This is a genomic window from Streptomyces sp. NRRL F-6492 (assembly GCF_001280125.1).
Taxonomy (GTDB): domain Bacteria; phylum Actinomycetota; class Actinomycetes; order Streptomycetales; family Streptomycetaceae; genus Streptomyces.
In genome coordinates this window covers 12,325-31,413 of the sequence record NZ_LGEG01000267.1, presented here as the reverse complement: position 1 = coordinate 31,413, position 19,089 = coordinate 12,325, and the positions used below count along the sequence as shown (strand labels likewise).

The window sequence follows — 19,089 nt, the reverse complement described above, 5'->3', positions numbered from 1 at the left end:
CCCCCGGCCTGGTCCCGGCTTCCCCGCCCCCGCGCCGGGAAGCCCGTCCCCGCCGGTCCTCAGCTCTTCCGGTGCCCTATCAGCCGCGGCTTCTGCTCCAGACCGTCCAGACCGTGCCACGCCAGGTTCACCAGGTGCGCCGCGACCTCCGCCTTCTTCGGCTTGCGCACGTCCAGCCACCACTGGCCCGTCAGCGCCACACTGCCCACCAGCGCCTGCGCGTACAGCGGCGCCAGCTTCGGATCGAACCCCCGCGCCTTGAACTCCAGGCCCAGGATGTCCTCCACCTGCGTGGCGATGTCGCTGATCAGCGAAGCGAACGTGCCCGTCGACTGCGCCACCGGCGAATCCCGCACGAGGATCCGGAACCCGTCCGTGTAGTTCTCGATGTAGTCGAGCAGCGCGAACGCCGCCTGCTCCAGCAGCTCCCGCGGATGCCCCGCCGTCAGCGCCCCCGTCACCCCGTCCAGGAGCTGGCGCATCTCCCGGTCGACCACGACCGCGTACAGCCCCTCCTTGCCCCCGAAGTGCTCGTACACCACCGGCTTGGAGACCCCGGCCTTCGCCGCGATCTCCTCCACCGACGTGCCCTCGAAGCCCTTCGCGGCGAACAGCGTGCGTCCGATGTCGAGCAACTGCTCCCGGCGCTCCGCGCCCGTCATCCGCACCCGGCGCCCGCGCCGGGGCTTCTGCTCGCCACTGCCGGTGCTGCCGGTCCTGCCCTCGATCGCCACGTCTTCCATCATGCCGCGTCTGCGGACGCGCTCTGGCGGCGGGCTTCGATGCGCTCCTTCGCCGGCCAGCGCACGTCGTACGCCCAGCCCGCCCTCTCGAACCAGCGGATCAGCCGCGCACTGGAGTCGACCTGGCCGCGCAGCACCCCGTGCCGCGCCGACGTCGGGTCCGCGTGGTGCAGGTTGTGCCACGACTCGCCGCACGACAGGACCGCCAGCCACCACACGTTGCCCGAGCGGTCGCGCGACCTGAACGGACGCTTGCCCACCGCGTGACAGATCGAGTTGATCGACCACGTCACGTGGTGCAGCAGCGCCACCCGCACCAGCGAGCCCCAGAAGAACGCCGTGAACGCGCCCCACCACGACCACGTCACCAGACCGCCCACCAGCGGCGGGATCGCCAGCGACACGACCGTCCACAGCACGAACTGGCGCGAGATCGCCCGGAGCGCCGGGTCCTTGATCAGATCGGGGGCGTACTTGTGCTGCGGCGTCCGCTCCTCGTCGAACATCCAGCCGATGTGCGCCCACCACAGGCCCTTCATCAGCGCCGGAACCGTCTCGCCGAACCGCCACGGCGAATGCGGGTCGCCCTCCGCGTCCGAGAACTTGTGGTGCTTGCGGTGGTCCGCCACCCAGCGCACCAGCGGCCCCTCCACCGCCAGCGAACCCATGACCGCGAGCGCGATCCGCAGCGGCCGCTTCGCCTTGAACGACCCGTGCGTGAAGTAGCGGTGGAAACCGATCGTGATCCCGTGGCAGCCGATGAAGTACATCGCCACCATCAGACCGAGGTCCAGCCAGCTCACCCCCCAGCCCCACGCCAGCGGCACCGCCGCGAGCAGCGCCACGAACGGCACCGTGATGAACAGCAGCAGGGCGACCTGCTCGACCGAACCCTTGCTGTCGCCGCCCAGCGTGGCGGAGGGCAGGGATCCGGTGCCGTCCGGCGCCCCGGGCGCGGAGGTCACTTCGGGGCTCATGGTCATGGGTCTCCCTGGGGAGTGAGGGGAAAGGGGTGACGCGCGCGGAAACGCGCACGGAAACAATCCCGTGGCTACGGCTCCGTAACCTACGGTGTCGTAAGTTAAGTATGGCAGCGTCGTGGCGCGCGGCAAGAGGGCACAAGAGGGCCCCGGCCGCCACCGGAGGGACGGCCACCTATCCTTGGTGCGTCGGACAGCGCGGTCCGCAAGCCTCCAGAACACCTCCAGACGTGCTCAAACACTGCAAGGAGCCGCACCTGTGAGCAGTGCCGACCAGACCCCCACCGCCAGCACCGAGCTGCGCGCCGACATCCGCCGACTGGGCGACCTCCTGGGCGAGACCCTCGTCCGGCAGGAGGGCCACGAACTCCTCGACCTCGTCGAGCGCGTCCGCGGCCTCACCCGCGAGGACGGCGAAGCCGCCGCCGAACTGCTCCGCGGCGTCGAACTAGAGACGGCCGCCAAGCTCGTACGCGCCTTCTCCACCTACTTCCACCTCGCGAACGTCACCGAGCAGGTCCACCGCGGCCGCGAGCTCCGCGAGAAGCGCGCCGCCGAGGGCGGCCTCCTCGCCCGCACCGTCGACATGCTCAAGGACGGCGACCCCGAGCACGTCCGCGAGACCGTCAAGAACCTCAACGTGCGGCCCGTGTTCACCGCACACCCCACCGAGGCCGCGCGCCGCTCCGTCCTCAACAAGCTGCGCCGGATCGCCGCCCTCCTGGAGACCCCGGTCGACCGGTCCGACCGGCGCCGCACCGACCTCCGCCTCGCCGAGAACATCGACCTCATCTGGCAGACCGACGAACTCCGGGTGGTCCGCCCCGAGCCCGCCGACGAGGCCCGCAACGCCATCTACTACCTCGACGAACTGCACGCGGGCGCCGTCGGCGACGTCCTGGAGGACCTCGCCGCCGAGCTGGAGCGCGTCGGCATCGAGCTGCCCCCCGGCACCCGCCCGCTCACCTTCGGCACCTGGATCGGCGGCGACCGGGACGGCAACCCCAACGTCACCCCCCAGGTCACCCGCGACGTCCTGATCCTCCAGCACGAGCACGGCATCACCGACGCCCTCGAACTGGTCGACTTCCTGCGCGGACTCCTCTCCAACTCCATCCGCTACACCGGAGCCACCCAGGAACTCCTGGACTCCCTCCAGCGCGACCTCGACCTCCTCCCGGAGATCAGCCCCCGCTACAAGCGCCTCAACGCCGAGGAGCCGTACCGCCTCAAGGCCACCTGCGTCCGGCAGAAGCTCGTCAACACCCGCGAGCGCCTCGCCACCGGCACCGCCCACCAGGACGGCCGCGACTACCTCGGCACCGCCGAGCTGATCGACGACCTCACCCTCATCCAGACCTCGCTGCGCGAACACCGCGGCGCCCTCTTCGCCGACGGGCGCATGGACCGGGTCATCCGCACCCTCTCCGCCTTCGGCCTCCAGCTCGCCACCATGGACGTGCGCGAGCACGCCGAAGCCCACCACCACGCCCTCGGCCAGCTCTTCGACCGCCTCGGCGAGGAGTCCTGGCGCTACGCGGACATGCCCCGCGACTACCGGCAGAAGCTCCTCGCCAAGGAGCTGCGCTCGCGCCGCCCGCTCGCCCCCACCCCGGCCCCCCTCGACGCCGCCGGACAGAAGACCCTCGGCGTCTTCCACACCGTCAAGGAGGCCTTCGAGCGCTTCGGCCCCGAGGTCGTCGAGTCGTACATCATCTCGATGTGCCAGGGCGCCGACGACGTCTTCGCCGCCGCCGTCCTCGCCCGCGAGGCCGGCCTGATCGACCTGCACGGCGGCTGGGCCAAGATCGGCATCGTGCCGCTCCTGGAGACCACCGACGAGCTCAAGGCCGCCGACGTCATCCTCGACGACATGCTGGCCGACCCCTCCTACCGGCGCCTCGTCTCGCTCCGCGGCGACGTCCAGGAGGTCATGCTCGGCTACTCCGACTCCTCCAAGTTCGGCGGCATCACCACCTCCCAGTGGGAGATCCACCGCGCCCAGCGCCGCCTGCGCGACGTCGCCCACCGCTACGGCGTCCGCCTCCGCCTCTTCCACGGCCGCGGCGGCACCGTCGGCCGCGGCGGCGGCCCCTCCCACGACGCGATCCTCGCCCAGCCCTGGGGCACCCTGGAGGGCGAGATCAAGGTCACCGAGCAGGGCGAGGTCATCTCCGACAAGTACCTCATCCCGTCCCTCGCCCGCGAGAACCTCGAACTGACCGTCGCCGCCACCCTGCAGGCCTCCGCCCTGCACACCGCGCCGCGCCAGTCCGACGAGGCCCTCGCCCGCTGGGACGCGGCCATGGACACCGTCTCCGACGCCGCCCACACCGCCTACCGCAAGCTCGTCGAGGACCCCGGCCTGCCGGCGTACTTCCTCGCCTCCACCCCCGTCGACCAGCTCGCCGACCTGCACCTGGGCTCGCGGCCCTCGCGCCGCCCCGGCTCCGGCGTCTCCCTCGACGGACTCCGCGCCATCCCCTGGGTGTTCGGCTGGACCCAGTCCCGCCAGATCGTCCCCGGCTGGTTCGGCGTCGGCTCCGGCCTCAAGGCCCTGCGCGAGGGCGGCTCGCAGCAGGAGGGCACCCCGGTCCTCGCCGAGATGTACGAGCACTGGCACTTCTTCCGCAACTTCCTCTCCAACGTGGAGATGACGCTCGCGAAGACGGACCTGCGGATCGCCCGCCACTACGTCGACACCCTCGTCCCCGACGACCTCAAGCACGTCTTCGACGCCATCCGCGCCGAACACGAGCTGACCGTCGCCGAGGTCCTCAAGATCACCGGCGGCGAGAAGCTCCTCGACTCCAACCCGGTCCTCCAGCAGACCTTCGCCATCCGCGACGCCTACCTGGACCCGATCTCCTACCTCCAGGTCGCCCTCCTCGCCCGCCAGCGCGCGGCCGCCGAGAACGAGGAGGACCCGGACCCGCTGCTCGCGCGGGCCCTGCTCCTCACGGTCAACGGCGTCGCGGCGGGCCTGCGCAACACCGGCTGACCGCCCGCACGGACACGACGAAGCCCCCGCCGGAACCCCTTCCGGCGGGGGCTTCCCCGTACCCGCGCGTACGCGGCCCGAAGCGCGAAGGCGTACCGCTACCGCTACCGCTCAGAGCGTGAGGAACGTCGCCACCAGCAGCGCCCCGCCGAGACCCGCGAGCGACCACCCCGTCCGCGCCAGCCGCAGACCCCCGCCGACCAGCGGCGCCGCAAGGAGCAGCGCCCCGCCCAGCGGCAGCCAGGCGTGCAGACCCCCGCCCCAGCCCGCCCGCACGCCCTCGTCCGTGCCCGGCTTCACCACCACCGGGATCGTCATCCCCGGCCCCGCCGCCACCGAACGCCCTATCGAGAGCGTCCGGCGCGCCGGACCCGGCTCACCCGGGACGTAGCGCCCGCTGCACGTCTCCTCGCCACAGGCCGTCACCGTCAGCGTGCCGTGCTCACGCCCCTTGCCCAGCAGCACGTGCTGGGCCGAGGACCACGAGGCCCACACGCCCGCGACGACGAGGAGCAGGGCGACCAGGGCCAGGGCGGCGTTACGGACGTGCGTCATGACCCGCGATCGTACAGTCGTACGGCCGGATGACCAGACTCAGGAGTTGTACGCCGACTGCGCCCGCTCCAGCCCCTCCGCCACCAGGCACTCCACCGCGTCCGCCGCCCGGTCCACGAACCAGTCCAGGTCCTTGCGCTCCGCCGACGAGAAGTCCTTCAGGACGAAGTCCGCGACCTGCATCCGGCCCGGCGGACGCCCGATCCCGCACCGCACCCGGTGGTAGTCCGCGCCCATCGCCTTCGTCATCGACTTCAGGCCGTTGTGCCCGTTGTCACCGCCGCCCAGCTTCAGCCGCAGCACCCCGTAGTCGACGTCCAGCTCGTCGTGGACCGCCACCACGTGCGCCGTCGGCACCTTGTAGAAGTCGCGCAGCGCCGTCACCGGACCGCCCGACAGGTTCATGTACGACATCGGCTTCGCCAGCACCACCCGGCGGCTCGAAGGCCCCGGCGGACCCATCCGGCCCTCCACGACCTGCGCCTGCGCCTTCTGCGCCCGCTTGAACGAACCGCGCATCCGCTCCGCGAGCAGGTCCACGGCCATGAAGCCGATGTTGTGGCGGTTGGCCGCGTACTCGGGCCCCGGATTGCCGAGGCCGACGATCAGCCAGGGGGCGTCGACGTCGTCCGTCATGTGCGTCAGGTCTCCTCGTGTCCTCAACCCGCTACATCCGTACCCGTACAAGGGAAACGGGGCGACGGACCCCACGGCCCGTCACCCCGTCACATCAGGCAGAGCCCGAGGCTCAGGCCTCGTCGCCCTCGGCGGCGGCCTCGACGGCCTCGCCCTCGGCGGCCTCGACGGCCTGGCCCTCGGCGGCCGGCTCCTCGGCCTGGGCGGCCAGGACCTGGAGGACGACGGCGTCGGCGTCGGTCACCAGGGTGGTGCCCTTCGGCAGCTCGATGTCCTTGGCGAGGACGGAGGCACCGGCCTCCAGGCCCTCGACGGAGACCGAGAAGGACTCGGGCAGGTGGGTGGCCTCGGCCTCGACGGAGAGGGTGTTGAGCACGTGCTCCAGCAGGTTGCCGCCGGCGGCCAGCTCGCCCTCGGCCTGGACCGGAACCTCGACGGTGACCTTCTCGCCGCGCTTCACCAGGATCAGGTCGACGTGCTCCAGGAAGCCCTTCAGCGGGTCGCGCTGCACGGCCTTCGGGATCGCCAGCTCCTGGCCCTTGCCGTCGATGTCGAGGGCGAGCAGGACGTTCGGCGTACGCAGGGCGAGCAGCAGCTCGTGGCCCGGGAGGGTCAGGTGGACCGGGTCCGTGCCGTGGCCGTAGAGGACGACGGGGACCTTGTTGTCACGACGGATCTTGCGGGCGGCGCCCTTGCCGAACTCCGAACGGGCGGAGGCGGCGATCTTGACCTCGGACATGTGGCACTCCTCGTAGAAGGTGACGGAAGACGAAGTCACCCGGCCACGACTGGCGATGGCCTGCTACGAAGAGCGCGTCGATAACGGACCGCCGTGAACCCCTACGGGTACGGCCTCCCTCGCCGAGCAACCCCGGCAGTCTACCCGCCGCTCCCCAGCCGCCCAAATGGATCAACCGGGCACGCGGAAGGGCCGCCTCCCCCCGGAGGGAAGACGGCCCTTCCGTTCACGACCCGCCGGAGGCTCAGTGCTCCTCGAAGAGGCTCGTCACCGAACCGTCCTCGAACACCTCGCGCACCGCGCGCGCGATCGTCGGCGCGATCGACAGCACCGTGATCTTGTCCAGCTCCAGGGCACCCGGAACCGGCAGCGTGTCCGTGAACACGAACTCGCTCACCTTCGAGTTCTTCAGACGATCGGCCGCCGGACCCGACAGGATGCCGTGCGTCGCCGTCACGATGACGTCCTCGGCACCGTGCGCGAACAGGGCGTCCGCCGCCGCGCAGATCGTGCCGCCCGTGTCCACCATGTCGTCCACCAGGACGCACACGCGGCCCTTCACGTCACCGACGACCTCGTGCACGGTCACCTGGTTGGCGACGTCCTTGTCACGCCGCTTGTGCACGATCGCCAGCGGCGCGTCCAGCCGGTCGCACCAGCGGTCGGCGACCCGCACGCGGCCCGCGTCCGGGGAGACGATCGTCAGCTTGGAGCGGTCGACCTTCGCACCCACGTAGTCCGCGAGCACCGGCAGCGCCGACAGGTGGTCCACCGGACCGTCGAAGAAGCCCTGGATCTGGTCCGTGTGCAGGTCCACGGTCAGGATCCGGTGCGCGCCCGCCGTCTTCAGCAGGTCCGCCACCAGACGCGCCGAGATCGGCTCGCGACCGCGGTGCTTCTTGTCCTGACGGGCGTAGCCGTACGACGGGATGATCACGGTGATGCTGCGGGCCGAGGCCCGCTTCAGCGCATCGATCATGATCAGCTGCTCCATGATCCACTTGTTGATCGGAGCCGTGTGGCTCTGGATCAGGAAGCAGTCCGCACCACGGGCCGACTCCTGGAAGCGGACGTAGATCTCACCGTTGGCGAAGTCGAACGCCTTGGTGGGAACGAGGCCGACGCCCAGCTGGTGCGCGACCTCCTCGGCCAGCTCGGGGTGGGCGCGGCCGGAGAAGAGCATCAGCTTCTTCTCGCCGGTCGTCTTGATCCCGGTCACAGCACTGTCTCCTCAGACGTGTTCCCTGGCCGCGATCCGCGCTCCCGTGCGCGTGAGCGAACCAGCCGAATTTGTGTGCACGTATCACGGTACGCCGAGTTCGACGCACCTGTTTCCGGTCAGCTTTCGCCGACGGACCCCTCCGAGCCGACCTGAGCAGCCTGCGCGGCGGCACTGCCGGGCCGCTTCCGCGCGACCCAACCCTCGATATTCCGCTGCTGGCCCCGCGCCACGGCCAGGGCACCGGCCGGCACGTCCTTCGTGATCACGGACCCGGCGGCCGTGTAGGCGCCGTCCCCGATCGTGACGGGAGCCACAAACATGTTGTCCGACCCCGTCTTGCAGTGCGAGCCGATCGTCGTGTGGTGCTTCGCCTCGCCGTCGTAGTTCACGAAGACGCTCGCCGCGCCGATGTTCGTGTACTCGCCGATCGTCGCGTCGCCCACGTACGACAGGTGCGGCACCTTGGTGCCCTCGCCGATCGTCGCGTTCTTCATCTCGACGTACGTGCCCGCCTTGGCCTTCGGGCCGAGGTTCGTGCCCGGACGCAGATACGCGTACGGACCCACGGAGGCGCCCGCGCCGACCGTGGCCGAATCCGCCACCGTGTTGTCCACCCGCGCGCCCGCGCCGACGGTGGTGTCCTTGAGCCGCGTGTTCGGGCCCACCACGGCGTCCTCGCCGACGTGCGTGGCACCGAGGAGCTGCGTACCGGGCAGGACCACCGCGTCCGGCTCGAAGGTCACCGTCACGTCCACGAACACCGAACCGGGGTCCACGACGGTCACGCCGGCCAGCATCGCGCTCTCCAGGAGGCGCCGGTTCAGCAGCCCCCGGGCCTCGGCGAGCTGCACCCGGTTGTTGATCCCGAGGATCTCCCGGTGGTCCCCGGCCACGGAGGCGCCCACGCGGTGACCCGCCTCGCGCAGGATCGACAGCACGTCGGTGAGGTACTCCTCGCCCTGGCTGTTGTCGGTCCGCACCTGGCCCAGGGCCTCGGCGAGCAGCTTCCCGTCGAACGCGAAGACGCCGGAGTTGATCTCCCGGATCGCGCGCTGCTCGTCGGAGGCGTCCTTGTGCTCGACGATCTCGGTCACGGCGCCGGTCGCCGCGTCCCGCACGATCCGCCCGTAACCGGTGGAGTCGGGGACCTCGGCGCTCAGCACGGTCACGGCGTTGCCGTCGGCCGCGTGGGTGTCCGCCAGGGCCCGCAGGGTCCCGCCGGACAGCAGCGGGGTGTCGCCGCAGACGACCACGACGGTCCCCTCGGGCGCCTCGCCCAGCTCCTCCAGGGCCATCCGCACCGCGTGCCCGGTGCCGTTCTGCTCCTCCTGGACGGCGGTCCGGGTGCCGGCGTAGTGCTCCTCCAGGTGCCCCCGCACCTGCTCCCGGGCGTGCCCGACGACCACGACGAGGTGCTCGGGCTCCAGCTCCCGGGCGGCGGACACGACGTGCCCGACGAGCGAACGTCCGGCGATCTCGTGCAGGACCTTGGGGGTCTTCGACTTCATGCGGGTGCCCTCACCCGCTGCGAGGACGACGACGGCTGCCGGGCTGTTGGCGCTCACGGGATGCCCTTCGGCTTTGGGTGGTGGACGCACGAAGGATACCGGGGGGTCGGGGGGCGGACATGAGTGCGGGTCCTGACCGTGGAGGCCAGGACCCGCGACGCACAGCTCCCCCGCCAGGACTCGAACCCGGACATAGGGCACCAAAAGCCCCAGTGCTGCCAATTACACCACAGGGGATGGCGTATAGGGCCAAAACGGACAAGTCGTCAGTCTCGTGCCCCGGCGGCCTCTACTATGCCGCACCAGGCCCCCTCCATGCGACGGTAAAGCTCCGAGCCTCCCGTCACGTAGACGACGAGGCACCCCCGGTAGGCCTCCCCGGTGTTCTTCCGGACGGTCCGGGGGTTGTGGCGCTTCAGGGTGGCCCTCCGGAACGTCGAGCCGTCGACCCCGGCCAGCTCCGCCCAGAACCTCTCGGCCTCCGCGACGTCCGCGCTCTCGTGGATGCTGACCCGGAAGCGCAGACGGTCGGGCGTGACGCCCAGGAGGTCCAGCCACCGCAGGTAGAGGGTGATGACGTCCGGGTCGCTGTTGATGAACTGGAGGACCTCGCGCCGCCTGTACGACTTGTCCTTGGCGCCCTCGGCCCAGTAGAGCGTGACCCCGGCGATGAAGAGCTCCCGGTCCGACAGGGCGCCGACGGACTCGCGCGCCAGTCGTTTGGTCTCCCGTCGCTCCTCGTCCCGCGTCTCGCGCAGGCGGGCGAGGCCCGCGTTCATCCGGGCCCGGAGCTCCTCCTCGGTGTACCGGGGTTCGGGCTTCGGCAGGTCGCGCACCCACAGCGAGACCGAGCTCTTCGAGCAGCCCAGCTCGGCCTGGATCTGGTCGTAGGTCCTGCCCTCCAGTCGCAGCTCGCGGGCGCGGGCGCGGAGGTCGTCCTTGGCGTTGGGGCGCCTGGTCCACTCCGGCGGCGGCTCGCCCTTCACCAGGCGGTGGAGGAGGTCGTTGTTGTACACCTTCAGCCGGTCGCGGATCTGCCGCAGGCTGAGACCTTCGCGGCGGAGCGCGACCGCCCGTTCCCGGAGGGCTTCGAAGTCGGCGTACCGACTCGTCTCGGTCGTCATGCGAACACCGTCGTCCGCACCGCGGACACCCGAAGTCGAAAACCCTGCCGATTCAACAGTTCGAGGGACTGGTGTGCGTGGTGTTGACGGGAGGAGTGCCCGGACCGGGGCCGCCCGTAGGGTGGTGGGCATGACCGTAACGGGGGCAGATCGGGACGCCGTGGGCGTCGGGGACCGGTGGTGGGGGAGACGGCGGAGCGCCGTTCTCGACGTGGGGCTCGCGGTCGTGTCCGCGCTGGAGTGCGGGCTGGAGGGGATCGGCTTCGCGGAGAAGGCCGCGCTGCCCGTGCCCGTGGGGGTGGTGTTCGGGCTGGTCGTCGGCTCCGCGCTGGTGGTGCGCCGGCGCTGGCCCATCGCGGTCGTCCTCGTGTCGATCGCCGTCGCGCCCGCCGAGATGGGCTTCCTGATGGGGATCGTCGGCCTCTACACGCTCGCCGCCTCCGACGTCCCCCGCCGGATCACCGCCGTCCTGGCCGCGATGTCGACGGCGGCCGTGTTCGTCGTGACGGTGGTCTCGCTGCGGCAGGACGTCGTCCGCGCCGGCCTGGAGACGAGCAGCTGGTACGTGCCGGGCATGGCGCTCCTCCTGACGCTCGGGCTCAACGCGCCGCCGCTCCTCCTCGGCCTCTACATAGGGGCCCGGCGCCGGCTCATGGAGAGCCTGCGGGAGCGGGCCGACAGTCTGGAGCAGGAGCTGTCGCTCCTCGCGGACCGGGCCGAGCAGCAGGCCCAGTGGGCGCGGCAGGAGGAGCGGACCCGGATCGCGCGCGAGATGCACGACGTGGTCGCGCACCGGGTGTCGCTGATGGTGGTGCACGCGGCCGCGCTCCAGGCGGTGGCCCTGAAGGACCCGCAGAAGGCGGTGAAGAACGCGGCCCTCGTCGGTGACATGGGGCGGCAGGCGCTGACGGAGCTGCGGGAGATGCTCGGGGTGCTGCGGGAGGGGGCCGTGCCCGCCGCCCCCGCGCCGGTGCCGCTGGCCGCGGTCGGGCGGGCCGCCGCCGCCGCCGCCGAGGCCGCCGCCGACGACGGGCCCCGGCTGGACGCCCTGGAGGCGCTGTGCGAGCAGTCGCGGCTGGCGGGGGTGGTCGTGGAGCTGCTGGTGATGGGGGAGGTGTGCGCGTATCCGCCGGAGGTGGAGCGGACGGCGTACCGCGTGGTGCAGGAGGCCCTGACCAACGTCCACAAGCACGCGGTGGGCGCCGAGGTCGTGGTGCGGCTGGCGCACCGGGGGGCGGAGGTCGCGATGCAGGTGGAGAACGGTCCGTGTCCCTCGGACGCGGGGGCCGCCGGCGCCGGTCTGCCGAGCGGGGGGAACGGGCTGGTCGGGATGCGGGAGCGGGTGTCCCGGCTGGGCGGCGCGTTCGTGTCCGGTCCGACGGACGCGGGCGGTTTCAAGGTGTCGGCGGTGCTGCCGGTGCGGGAGCCGGAGAAGGCGTAGCCCTCCGTCCGGCTCCCGGGTCCTACCCCGCCGTCAGGCGCGTCGGCTGCGCCCCCGTGACCAGGGCCGAGAGGGCCGCGTCGATGTCCTTGCCGAGGTACCAGTCGCCCGCGTGGTCGAGGCTGTAGACGCGTCCTTCGGCGTCCATCGCCAGGACGGCCTGGTGGTCGCCCTCGGCGCCGAGGGGGGCGAGTTCGGTCTCCAGGGCGCGGCCGAGGTCCGCGAGGGTGCGGGAGAGGTGGAGGCCGGCGAGCGGGTCGAAGCGGACGGCGGCGGGGGCTATCTGCCGGCCGTGGCCGGGCGCGGTGATCCGCAGGCCGCCGAATTCGGCCCAGGCCTCGACGGCGGCGGGGAAGACGCTGTGCCGGTGGCCGGCGGGGGAGACGTGGGCGCGCAGGGCGTCGGCCCACTCCTCGGCGAGTTTGATGTCCCAGCGGCCGGGCTGCCAGCCGGCCTCGCGGAGGGCGGCGTCGACGTTGACCGGGAAGCGGGTGGTGCTGTGGTCGGGCATGGGGGTGCGGTCAGCCGTTCTCGACAGGCGTGGTGGGGTCGACGGCGCGGACGCCGAAGTGGGCGAGCATCGCCGTGCAGGAGCGGCAGGGCGGTGCGTAGCTTCCGTGCAGCGGGTCGCCGTCCTCGCGGATGTGCCGTGCGGTGAGCTTGGCGTGCTTGAGGGAGCGGCGGGCCTCGCCGGGGGTGAGCGGTTTGCGCTGGGCCCGTCGGGAGCGTCCGCCCTCGGTGGCGGCGAGGTGCCGGGACAGCAGGATGGCCTCGGGACATCGTCCGGTGAACCGTTCCCGCTGGCCGCTGGTGAGGGTGTCCAGGAAGTCCTGGACGAGCGGGTGCAGGGCGGGCGGGCGGTCGCCGCGGCCCGCGGTGCCGGTGAGGGTCTCGCCGCGGACGGAGAGGGCGGCCCCGACGGTGGGAAGGATTCCGTCGCGGCGGTGACGCAGTAAGGGTGCGCGGCCTGCCTCGGCGCTGCTGCTCCAGTTGAGGCGTGGGTCACCCTGTGTGGGCGTCGTTGCTGTGTTCATGGTGCTGGTCTTCCCCTCCTGCAATCCCCCCGAGTTGCGTGGACAGCCTGCCAAATGGGGAGCCATATGGGGAAGCTGGGGCGCCCAAACGTGCTCTCGGTGTGTCGGAATCATGGTGTGGCTGTCATGGGGCCGTGACGTTTGGTCACCGTGGGATCGGGCCGGTTCGGCCTCTTGTGGCAGCGCATAGGCTGTGCGGCATCAGTCGGCGGCGGGCAGCGTCCCGGCTGTCAGTAGCAGTCAGCGACGCCATGCAGGGGGCAACCGCCATGACGACAGGTCGGCTCGGGCAGGACACCGCGCCACCGAACGCGGCCTACGCCGGGCAGGTCGTGCACTTCCCGGATCCGGTCCGTGCCTCCCGGCACCCCAGGGGTGTGCGGGTGGACGGGCGCGGCTACCCGGACTTCTCGCCGTACGCGCGCGCGGCGGCGGAGATCGCGGATCCGCCGGAGGGCTTCGGCGTCGACGAGCTGCGGCTCACGGACTACGTGTCGGCGAACGCGGCGATGGCCGCGACGGGGCACGAGCTGTGGGACACGATTCCGGCGGTGGCGACGCCGCACGGCTGGACCTGGCACCACGTGGCGCACAGCCGCCGGATGGAGCTGGTGCCGGTCGAGGTGAAGGCGCTGCTGCGGCACCACGGCGGGGTGGCGACGGCCGCCGTGGACCAGGCGAAGCGGGGCACGCGTCCGCTCCAGGAGACGCGGCCGGCGCACTTCGGGTTGCCGAAGGGCGGGGTGTCGGTGTCGGAGCAGCAGCTCCAGGGGGTCGAGGAGGACCTGGGCTACCGGCTTCCGGGGGCGTACCGCTCGTTCCTGAGGGCGGCGGGCGGGTGTGCTCCGGTGGGGGCGGCGCTCGACGCGGAGCTGGGGCTGCTGGTGGACCAGCCGTTCTTCACGGTGCGGGAGGAGGCCGGGGTCAACGACCTCGTGTACGTGAACAAGTGCCTCCGTGACCACCTGACGAAGGATTACCTGGGCGTGGCGTTCGTGCAGGGGGGTCTGGTCGCCCTGAAGGTGCGGGGCGACGCGGTCGGTTCGGTGTGGTTCTGCGCCTACGACGACGCGCGGGACGCCGGTGGGGCGGCGGCGGGCTGGACGGTGAACGAGCGGGTGGAGCGGCTGCTGCTGCCCTGTGGCGCGGACTTCGACGCGTTCCTCCGGCGGCTCGCGGGCAATCCGCCGGAGCTGGAGACGGTGGCGAACCTGATGGTGGACGGCGGCTTCGCGCGCGCCGTGCCCGTGGTCCCGGTGGGGGAGTGAGCTGGCTGTGGTGACGTTCGCGCAGGCGCAGGAGCGCGCCGAGGAGTGGATCAACGGCGATCTGCCGGGCCATCAGCACCGTGAGGTGCGGGTGCGGGAGTTCGGGCTGGGGTTCGTGGTGTGGGCGGAGGACCGCGAGGGCGGTCCGACGTCGGACGGCGGGCGGCAGCGGCTGGTGATCGCGCGGGACAGCGGTGAGGCGACGCTGTGGCCGGGGCTGCCGGTGGGCGAGGTGATCCGGCGGTACGAGGAGGAGTACGGGTCCGCGGAGGAGGTGCCGGCGCAGGCGGCGGTGCCGGCGGCCCGGATCGATCTGAACCAGACGTCGTTCCTGCTGACGCCGCCGGAGTGGTTGCAGGACGCGGCGGACAAGGTCGGGCTGCCGAGGGAGGAGCCGCACGCCTCGCAGGAGAGCGCGAGTGCGGCGGGTCCGGTGGACGACGTGTCGGACGTGGTGGACGGGACGGGGCCGGTGCCGTCGGCGTCTTCGGCGTCTTCGGCTTCCTCCGCGTCCTCGGCTTCTTCCGGGGTGCCGGTGTCGTCGGCATCGTCCGGGTCGGTGTCCGCGTCCTCGGCGGGTTCCGAGCCGGTGCCGGAGGTGTCCGCGGCGTCCGCGGCGTCCGGGGCGTCCGGAACGCCGGGCGCCCGGGTGGCGGACGCGGCCCCGGTCTCCGGCCCGGCTTCCGGCCCGGTGGCTCCGGCTTCCGGGACTCCGGCCCAGGGGACCTCCGCGACCGGATCCACACCCGGATCCACGCCCGGGTCCGCTCCCGTCCCCGCTTCCGACGACGCCTACGAGCCGACCGCGATGGACGGTGTCCCCGCGGCCGCGCCCGTGCCGCCGGTCGCGCCTCCGCCGCCCGTGGTTCCGGCGGCCCCGCCCGCCCCCGGGCCCGTGGGCAGCCCGTGGGTGGACGCGAACGCGAGTTCCGGCGGTGCGGACGGGGCGGTGCCGCTGCCCGCGACCGTCTTCGCGCCGCCGCTGTCGGGGACGGACGACGAGGACGCCCCGCCGCCGGTGGTGGGCGCCGACGCGCCGACCGCCCTGATGAAGGGCGGCAGCGCGCTGCCGCCGACCGCCGTCGCGCCCCGGCTCGACCCGGCCGCGCCGCCCCTGCCAGGTGTCGCCCCGCCGGTCCCGCCGGGTCCGGCCGCCCCGCCGCCTCCGCCGCCCGGGCCCTCGGGCACCGGGGACATCGCGGACGCCGCGACGAGCAAGGCCACGCCGCCGCCGAAGAGCGGGCGCGGTCCGGTCGGCCCGCCGCCCCCGCCGGGTGTTCCGGGCGTGCCGGGCGCGTCGTCGGGCGGCAACGCGTACATCCCGACGCAGTTGGTGTCGCAGCTCGGGCCCGAAGGGCCCCAGCCGCCCCGGCCGCCCGCGCAGCCGGGGCCGCCGCCCGCCCCGCCGGGTCCCGTGACGCCGCCGCAGCCCGTGCACCACGCGGCGACGATGCTGGCGCAGCCCGGTCCGGCCGGTCCGGGGGTGCCTCCGCCGCCTCCGCCGCCGCCGGGCGTGCCCGGTACGCCTCCGGGTGGTGTCGCGCACGCGGCGACGATGCTGGCGCAGCCGGGCCCCGGTGGTCCGGCCGGTCCGCCGCCCCCGCCCGCCCCGGCGCCGCCGGTGCACGGGGGGCACACGCCGCCGCCCGCGTACGGGTATCCGCAGCAGCCGGCGGGCCGGCCGACGGTCGGTCCCGGTTACCAGGCGGTGCTGCGCTATCGGGCGCCCGACGGCTCCGAGGCGCAGATCATCCGGCGTTCGGCGCCCGGCACCCCGCACCCGGAGTGGCAGATCCTGCACGAGCTGCGCGCGATGAACGTGCCGCCGCAGCAGGTGCTGGAACTGCACACGGAGCTGGAGTCCTGCGAGCTGCCGGGCGGTTACTGCGCGCGGATGATCCGGGAGACGTGGCCGCAGGCGCGGATCACCAGCATCGCCCCGTACGGTCGCGACCACGCGGGCCGGCAGCAGGGCATGCGGCAGCTGCTCACGCATCAGGGCGAGTTGCACCAGGTCGCGGACGGTCCGGCGCGGCCCGCGCCGGTGCGGGCGCCGCTGCCGCCGGTGCAGCCGGTGCAGCCGGTCCCGCCGGAGGCGATCGCGCAGGAGCTGGCCGGGGCGTTCGGTCCGGGCGTCCTCCGGTTCGACCAGCGGGCGGTGTCCCGGCAGGGCGTGCCGGAGCTGGTGGCGCGCACGCTGGTGTGGGCGGGTCTGCCGGCGGACTTCGGTCCGTTCTTCTGGGCGCAGCCGGCGGTGCCGGTGGTGCCGACGCTGGCGGAGCTGGCGGCGCAGCGGCAGGTTCCGGCGGCGCCGGACGCGAGCTCGTACCTGGTGCTCGGTTCGGACTTCGGGCGGGCGCTGTGCGTCCAGTACGGGACCGCGCACATCGTGGCGGTGCCGGTGGAGGCCGGTCCGGGCGGGCAGTCGGTGCCGCCGCAGTTCGTGAACACCGGGCTTCCGGAGTTCACGCGGTCGATGGCGCTGCTGGGCCGGATGTGGCGGCTGCGGTTCGGGCTGAATCCGGAGCAGGCGGGCCGCTGGACGGTGGACTTCCAGGCGCAGCTGGCGATGCTGGATCCGGCGGCGCTGTCGTCGCCGGAGAACTGGTGGTCGGTGCTCCTGGAGCAGATGTGGGACGGTCTGCTCTGACCGTGTCCGGTCCACGGACGGACGGAATGTGACGAAAGGCGCTCGGCGTGTGTACACGTTGGGCGCCTTTTGTCCGTTCTGATGGAGCATCCTGGACGTTCGGGCCACAGGGAAGGGGCGTCAGGGATGAGTTTCGCTGTCGGGCGGGGGCGGGGTTACCGCCCCGAGCAGGTCGACCGCCTCCTCGCCGCGCTCTCCGGGGAACGCGACGGCGCCCGGGAGCGGGCGGCGCGGCTCACTGTCTTCCTGGAGGAGCGGGAGGCGGAGCTCGTACGGCTCCGGGAGACCGCCGAGGCGCTGCCGCCGCAGCGGTACGAGTCGCTGGGCGGGCGGGCCCGGAAGATCCTGGAGCTCGCCGAGGCGGAGGACGAGGCGCTGGTCCGCGCGGCCGAGGCCGACGCGCAGGCCCTCGCCGAGGCGGCCGGCGCGGCGGCCCGGGAGGCGGCGGAGTCGGCGCGGGCGTACGCGGAGGGCGTCCGCGAGGCGGCGGAGGCGAAGGCCCGCGCGACCCTGGAGGCCGCGCGGGGGCGGGCCGGGGAGCTGGCGGCGGAGGCGGACCGCGAGGCGGCGGAGCTGCGGTCGGCGGCCCGGGAGGTCTTCGAGGAGACCGGGCGGCGCGCGGCGGAGCTCCTGGCGGAGCTGGCGGCCGAGCAGAAGGCGGTGCGGGAGGAGGCCGAGCGCGGGGAGCAGGCCCGTACGGGCGAGCAGGAAGCGCTCCACGAGGAGCTGTTCGGCCGCGCGGAGGCCCGTCTCGCGGAGGCCCGGCGGCTCCTGTCGGAGACCGGGGAGCGGGCCCGCCACGGCCAGGAGGACGCGGAGGCGAAGGCGTCGGAGCTCCTCGCCGGGGCCCGTTCGAACGCCGAACGGACCGAGCGCGCGACGGAACGGGTCCTGCGGGAGCACGAGGAGGCCCGGGACGAGATCCACTCCCACATGGAGCACATCCGCGACTCGCTGGCGGCGCTGACGGGGCGGGGTCCGGAGGGGGACCCGAAGCCGGAAACGGAAGAGAAGCCGGAGACGGAAGCGGAGCCGGAGACGGACGGCCGGTAGCGGACGGCCGGTGGCGGACGGCCGGTGGCGGACGGCCGGTGGCGGACGGCCGGTGGCGGACGGCCGGTGGCGGGCGCCCCGCTTCGGCGGGAGGGGAATCGTGTCGCGCGGCACCGACCCGCCCGTCTAGGTTCCTGCTCATGACCATGAAGCTGACGGCCGTCACCCTCGACCGCGCCGATCCCCTGGCCCTGGCCGACTTCTACCACCGGGCCACCGGGCTTCCGCTCCACGACCGTTCGACCGCCGGGTTCGCGGGCCTCTCCCGGGGCCCGGCCGGGTCCGGTCCCTTCCTCGGCTTTCAGCGCGTCGAGGGCTACCGGCCCCCGTCCTGGCCCGGCCAGGACGTTCCGCAGCAGACGCACCTGGACTTCGACGTCGACGACTTCGACGCGGCGGAGGCCCGGCTCGTCGCGCTGGGCGCGACCGTCCCCGCCGACCAGCCCCGCCCCGACCGTTGGCGGGTCCTCCTGGACCCGGCCGGACACCCCTTCTGCCCGACGCTCCCGTCCGTGGCGCAGGAGTCCTCGTCCGGGACCGCATGATGGGGGCCGTGGAATCCCTCGCCGCGGCGGGACTGCGGATCGTGGACGGGTGGACCGAGCCCGACGGGCTCGTCCCGACCGTCGTCACCGGTCAGGCCGCGAGCTGCCCGGCCTCCGACGGACGCGTCGAGGCGATGCTGGACGTTCTCGAACCGCGGCTGCGGGAGAGGGCGAACGCCGACTGGTACCGGCTGGCGGTCGAAGGAGGGCTCTTCTCCGAGACCGACCGCAGGTTCCTGCTCGCGTGGGCGCCGGAGGAGGACGAACCGGCGCGGTGGATCTGCGTCGAGCTGCGGAGCGAGTGGGACATCATGGGCGCGGGGGCCGCCGGACCGCTCGGCAGCGCCTCCTGCCGTCCCGAGTTCCGCATGCTCTCGCTCGACGGGAACGTGCTGCTCTTCGCGACGACGTGGGAGCACGACATCAGCACCTCGGTGCTGAAGGCGCCGCACCGTTCGCGGGTGCTCCGGAACTGGGCCGAGGTCGTGGCGGACGGATCCCTGGACCACCCGGGCGAGCCCCCGGTCGGCCCGGCGGCGCGCCGCTGGCTCGACGCGCACCGGGACTTTCCGGACACCCCCTAGGGCCCG

At 73.0% G+C, this 19,089-nt stretch carries 17 protein-coding genes and 1 tRNA gene; 7 read left to right on the top strand and 11 right to left on the bottom strand.

From position 1 onward, the window contains the following. Window positions 1-59: 59 nt before the first annotated feature. Window positions 60-746 carry a TetR/AcrR family transcriptional regulator gene (locus ADL08_RS31795; protein WP_053649149.1) on the bottom strand — a complete coding sequence of 229 codons (687 nt, stop codon included), beginning with the start codon at window positions 744-746 and terminating at the stop codon, window positions 60-62. After that, window positions 743-1,726: an acyl-CoA desaturase gene (locus ADL08_RS31790; RefSeq protein WP_053649146.1), complete on the bottom strand. Its 984-nt coding sequence runs from the start codon at window positions 1,724-1,726 to the stop codon at window positions 743-745. The genes ADL08_RS31795 and ADL08_RS31790 overlap by 4 nt, the downstream gene beginning before the upstream one ends. Before the next feature lie 256 nt (window positions 1,727-1,982). Here ADL08_RS31790 and ppc point away from each other — a divergent pair, with 256 nt between their 5' ends. Next, window positions 1,983-4,724, top strand: a complete 2,742-nt coding sequence (ppc, locus tag ADL08_RS31785) for a phosphoenolpyruvate carboxylase (protein WP_053649144.1) — start codon at window positions 1,983-1,985, stop codon at window positions 4,722-4,724. Window positions 4,725-4,835: 111 nt separating this feature from the next. Here ppc and ADL08_RS31780 read toward each other — a convergent pair whose 3' ends face one another. From ADL08_RS31780 to ADL08_RS31750, 7 genes are all read right to left on the bottom strand, one after another. Next, window positions 4,836-5,279 (bottom strand): hypothetical protein, encoded by a 444-nt coding sequence (locus ADL08_RS31780; RefSeq protein ID WP_053649142.1) that lies wholly within the window; start codon window positions 5,277-5,279, stop codon window positions 4,836-4,838. 39 nt (window positions 5,280-5,318) lie between these two features. After that, complete coding sequence (pth, locus tag ADL08_RS31775; protein ID WP_053649140.1) at window positions 5,319-5,915, bottom strand: aminoacyl-tRNA hydrolase; 597 nt, start codon at window positions 5,913-5,915, stop codon at window positions 5,319-5,321. Between the two features lie 112 nt (window positions 5,916-6,027). Further along, entirely contained in the window at window positions 6,028-6,654 is a 627-nt protein-coding gene (locus ADL08_RS31770) for a 50S ribosomal protein L25/general stress protein Ctc (protein ID WP_053649138.1), read from the bottom strand. Window positions 6,655-6,898: 244 nt separating this feature from the next. After that, window positions 6,899-7,873 (bottom strand): ribose-phosphate diphosphokinase, encoded by a 975-nt coding sequence (locus ADL08_RS31765; RefSeq protein WP_030216703.1) that lies wholly within the window; start codon window positions 7,871-7,873, stop codon window positions 6,899-6,901. 119 nt (window positions 7,874-7,992) lie between these two features. Further along, window positions 7,993-9,441 carry a bifunctional UDP-N-acetylglucosamine diphosphorylase/glucosamine-1-phosphate N-acetyltransferase GlmU gene (glmU, locus tag ADL08_RS31760; RefSeq protein ID WP_053649136.1) on the bottom strand — a complete coding sequence of 483 codons (1,449 nt, stop codon included), beginning with the start codon at window positions 9,439-9,441 and terminating at the stop codon, window positions 7,993-7,995. 108 nt (window positions 9,442-9,549) lie between these two features. Continuing rightward, a tRNA-Gln gene (locus ADL08_RS31755) sits at window positions 9,550-9,621 on the bottom strand. Window positions 9,622-9,650: 29 nt separating this feature from the next. Then, on the bottom strand, window positions 9,651-10,508 hold the full coding sequence (locus ADL08_RS31750) for a hypothetical protein (protein ID WP_053649134.1): 858 nt from the start codon (window positions 10,506-10,508) through the stop codon (window positions 9,651-9,653). A 130-nt stretch (window positions 10,509-10,638) separates the two neighbouring features. On the opposite strand from ADL08_RS31750, the gene ADL08_RS31745 reads away from it, so the two are divergent. Beyond that, window positions 10,639-11,949 carry a sensor histidine kinase gene (locus tag ADL08_RS31745; protein ID WP_078968522.1) on the top strand — a complete coding sequence of 437 codons (1,311 nt, stop codon included), beginning with the start codon at window positions 10,639-10,641 and terminating at the stop codon, window positions 11,947-11,949. Window positions 11,950-11,971: 22 nt separating this feature from the next. Here ADL08_RS31745 and ADL08_RS31740 read toward each other — a convergent pair whose 3' ends face one another. Both ADL08_RS31740 and ADL08_RS31735 read right to left on the bottom strand, forming a co-directional pair. Further along, entirely contained in the window at window positions 11,972-12,460 is a 489-nt protein-coding gene (locus ADL08_RS31740) for an SUKH-3 domain-containing protein (RefSeq protein WP_053649131.1), read from the bottom strand. 10 nt (window positions 12,461-12,470) lie between these two features. Beyond that, the gene (locus tag ADL08_RS31735; protein ID WP_053649129.1) at window positions 12,471-12,983 is read right to left on the bottom strand and encodes a YwqJ-related putative deaminase; all 513 of its coding nucleotides are present in this window, start codon (window positions 12,981-12,983) and stop codon (window positions 12,471-12,473) included. Window positions 12,984-13,252: 269 nt separating this feature from the next. On the opposite strand from ADL08_RS31735, the gene ADL08_RS31730 reads away from it, so the two are divergent. The 5 genes from ADL08_RS31730 to ADL08_RS31710 all read left to right on the top strand — a co-directional run bounded on the left by ADL08_RS31730 (window position 13,253) and on the right by ADL08_RS31710 (window position 19,083). Then, window positions 13,253-14,251, top strand: a complete 999-nt coding sequence (locus ADL08_RS31730) for an SMI1/KNR4 family protein (RefSeq protein ID WP_053649128.1) — start codon at window positions 13,253-13,255, stop codon at window positions 14,249-14,251. 7 nt (window positions 14,252-14,258) lie between these two features. Continuing rightward, complete coding sequence (locus tag ADL08_RS31725; protein WP_053649126.1) at window positions 14,259-16,901, top strand: SUKH-4 family immunity protein; 2,643 nt, start codon at window positions 14,259-14,261, stop codon at window positions 16,899-16,901. A 126-nt stretch (window positions 16,902-17,027) separates the two neighbouring features. Beyond that, the gene (locus ADL08_RS31720) at window positions 17,028-17,954 is read left to right on the top strand and encodes a hypothetical protein (protein ID WP_053649124.1); all 927 of its coding nucleotides are present in this window, start codon (window positions 17,028-17,030) and stop codon (window positions 17,952-17,954) included. Window positions 17,955-18,094: 140 nt separating this feature from the next. Further along, complete coding sequence (locus ADL08_RS31715; RefSeq protein WP_078968523.1) at window positions 18,095-18,499, top strand: VOC family protein; 405 nt, start codon at window positions 18,095-18,097, stop codon at window positions 18,497-18,499. Next, complete coding sequence (locus ADL08_RS31710) at window positions 18,499-19,083, top strand: hypothetical protein (protein WP_053649122.1); 585 nt, start codon at window positions 18,499-18,501, stop codon at window positions 19,081-19,083. Before ADL08_RS31715 ends, ADL08_RS31710 begins: the two co-directional genes overlap by 1 nt. The last annotated feature ends 6 nt before the right edge of the window (window positions 19,084-19,089 follow it).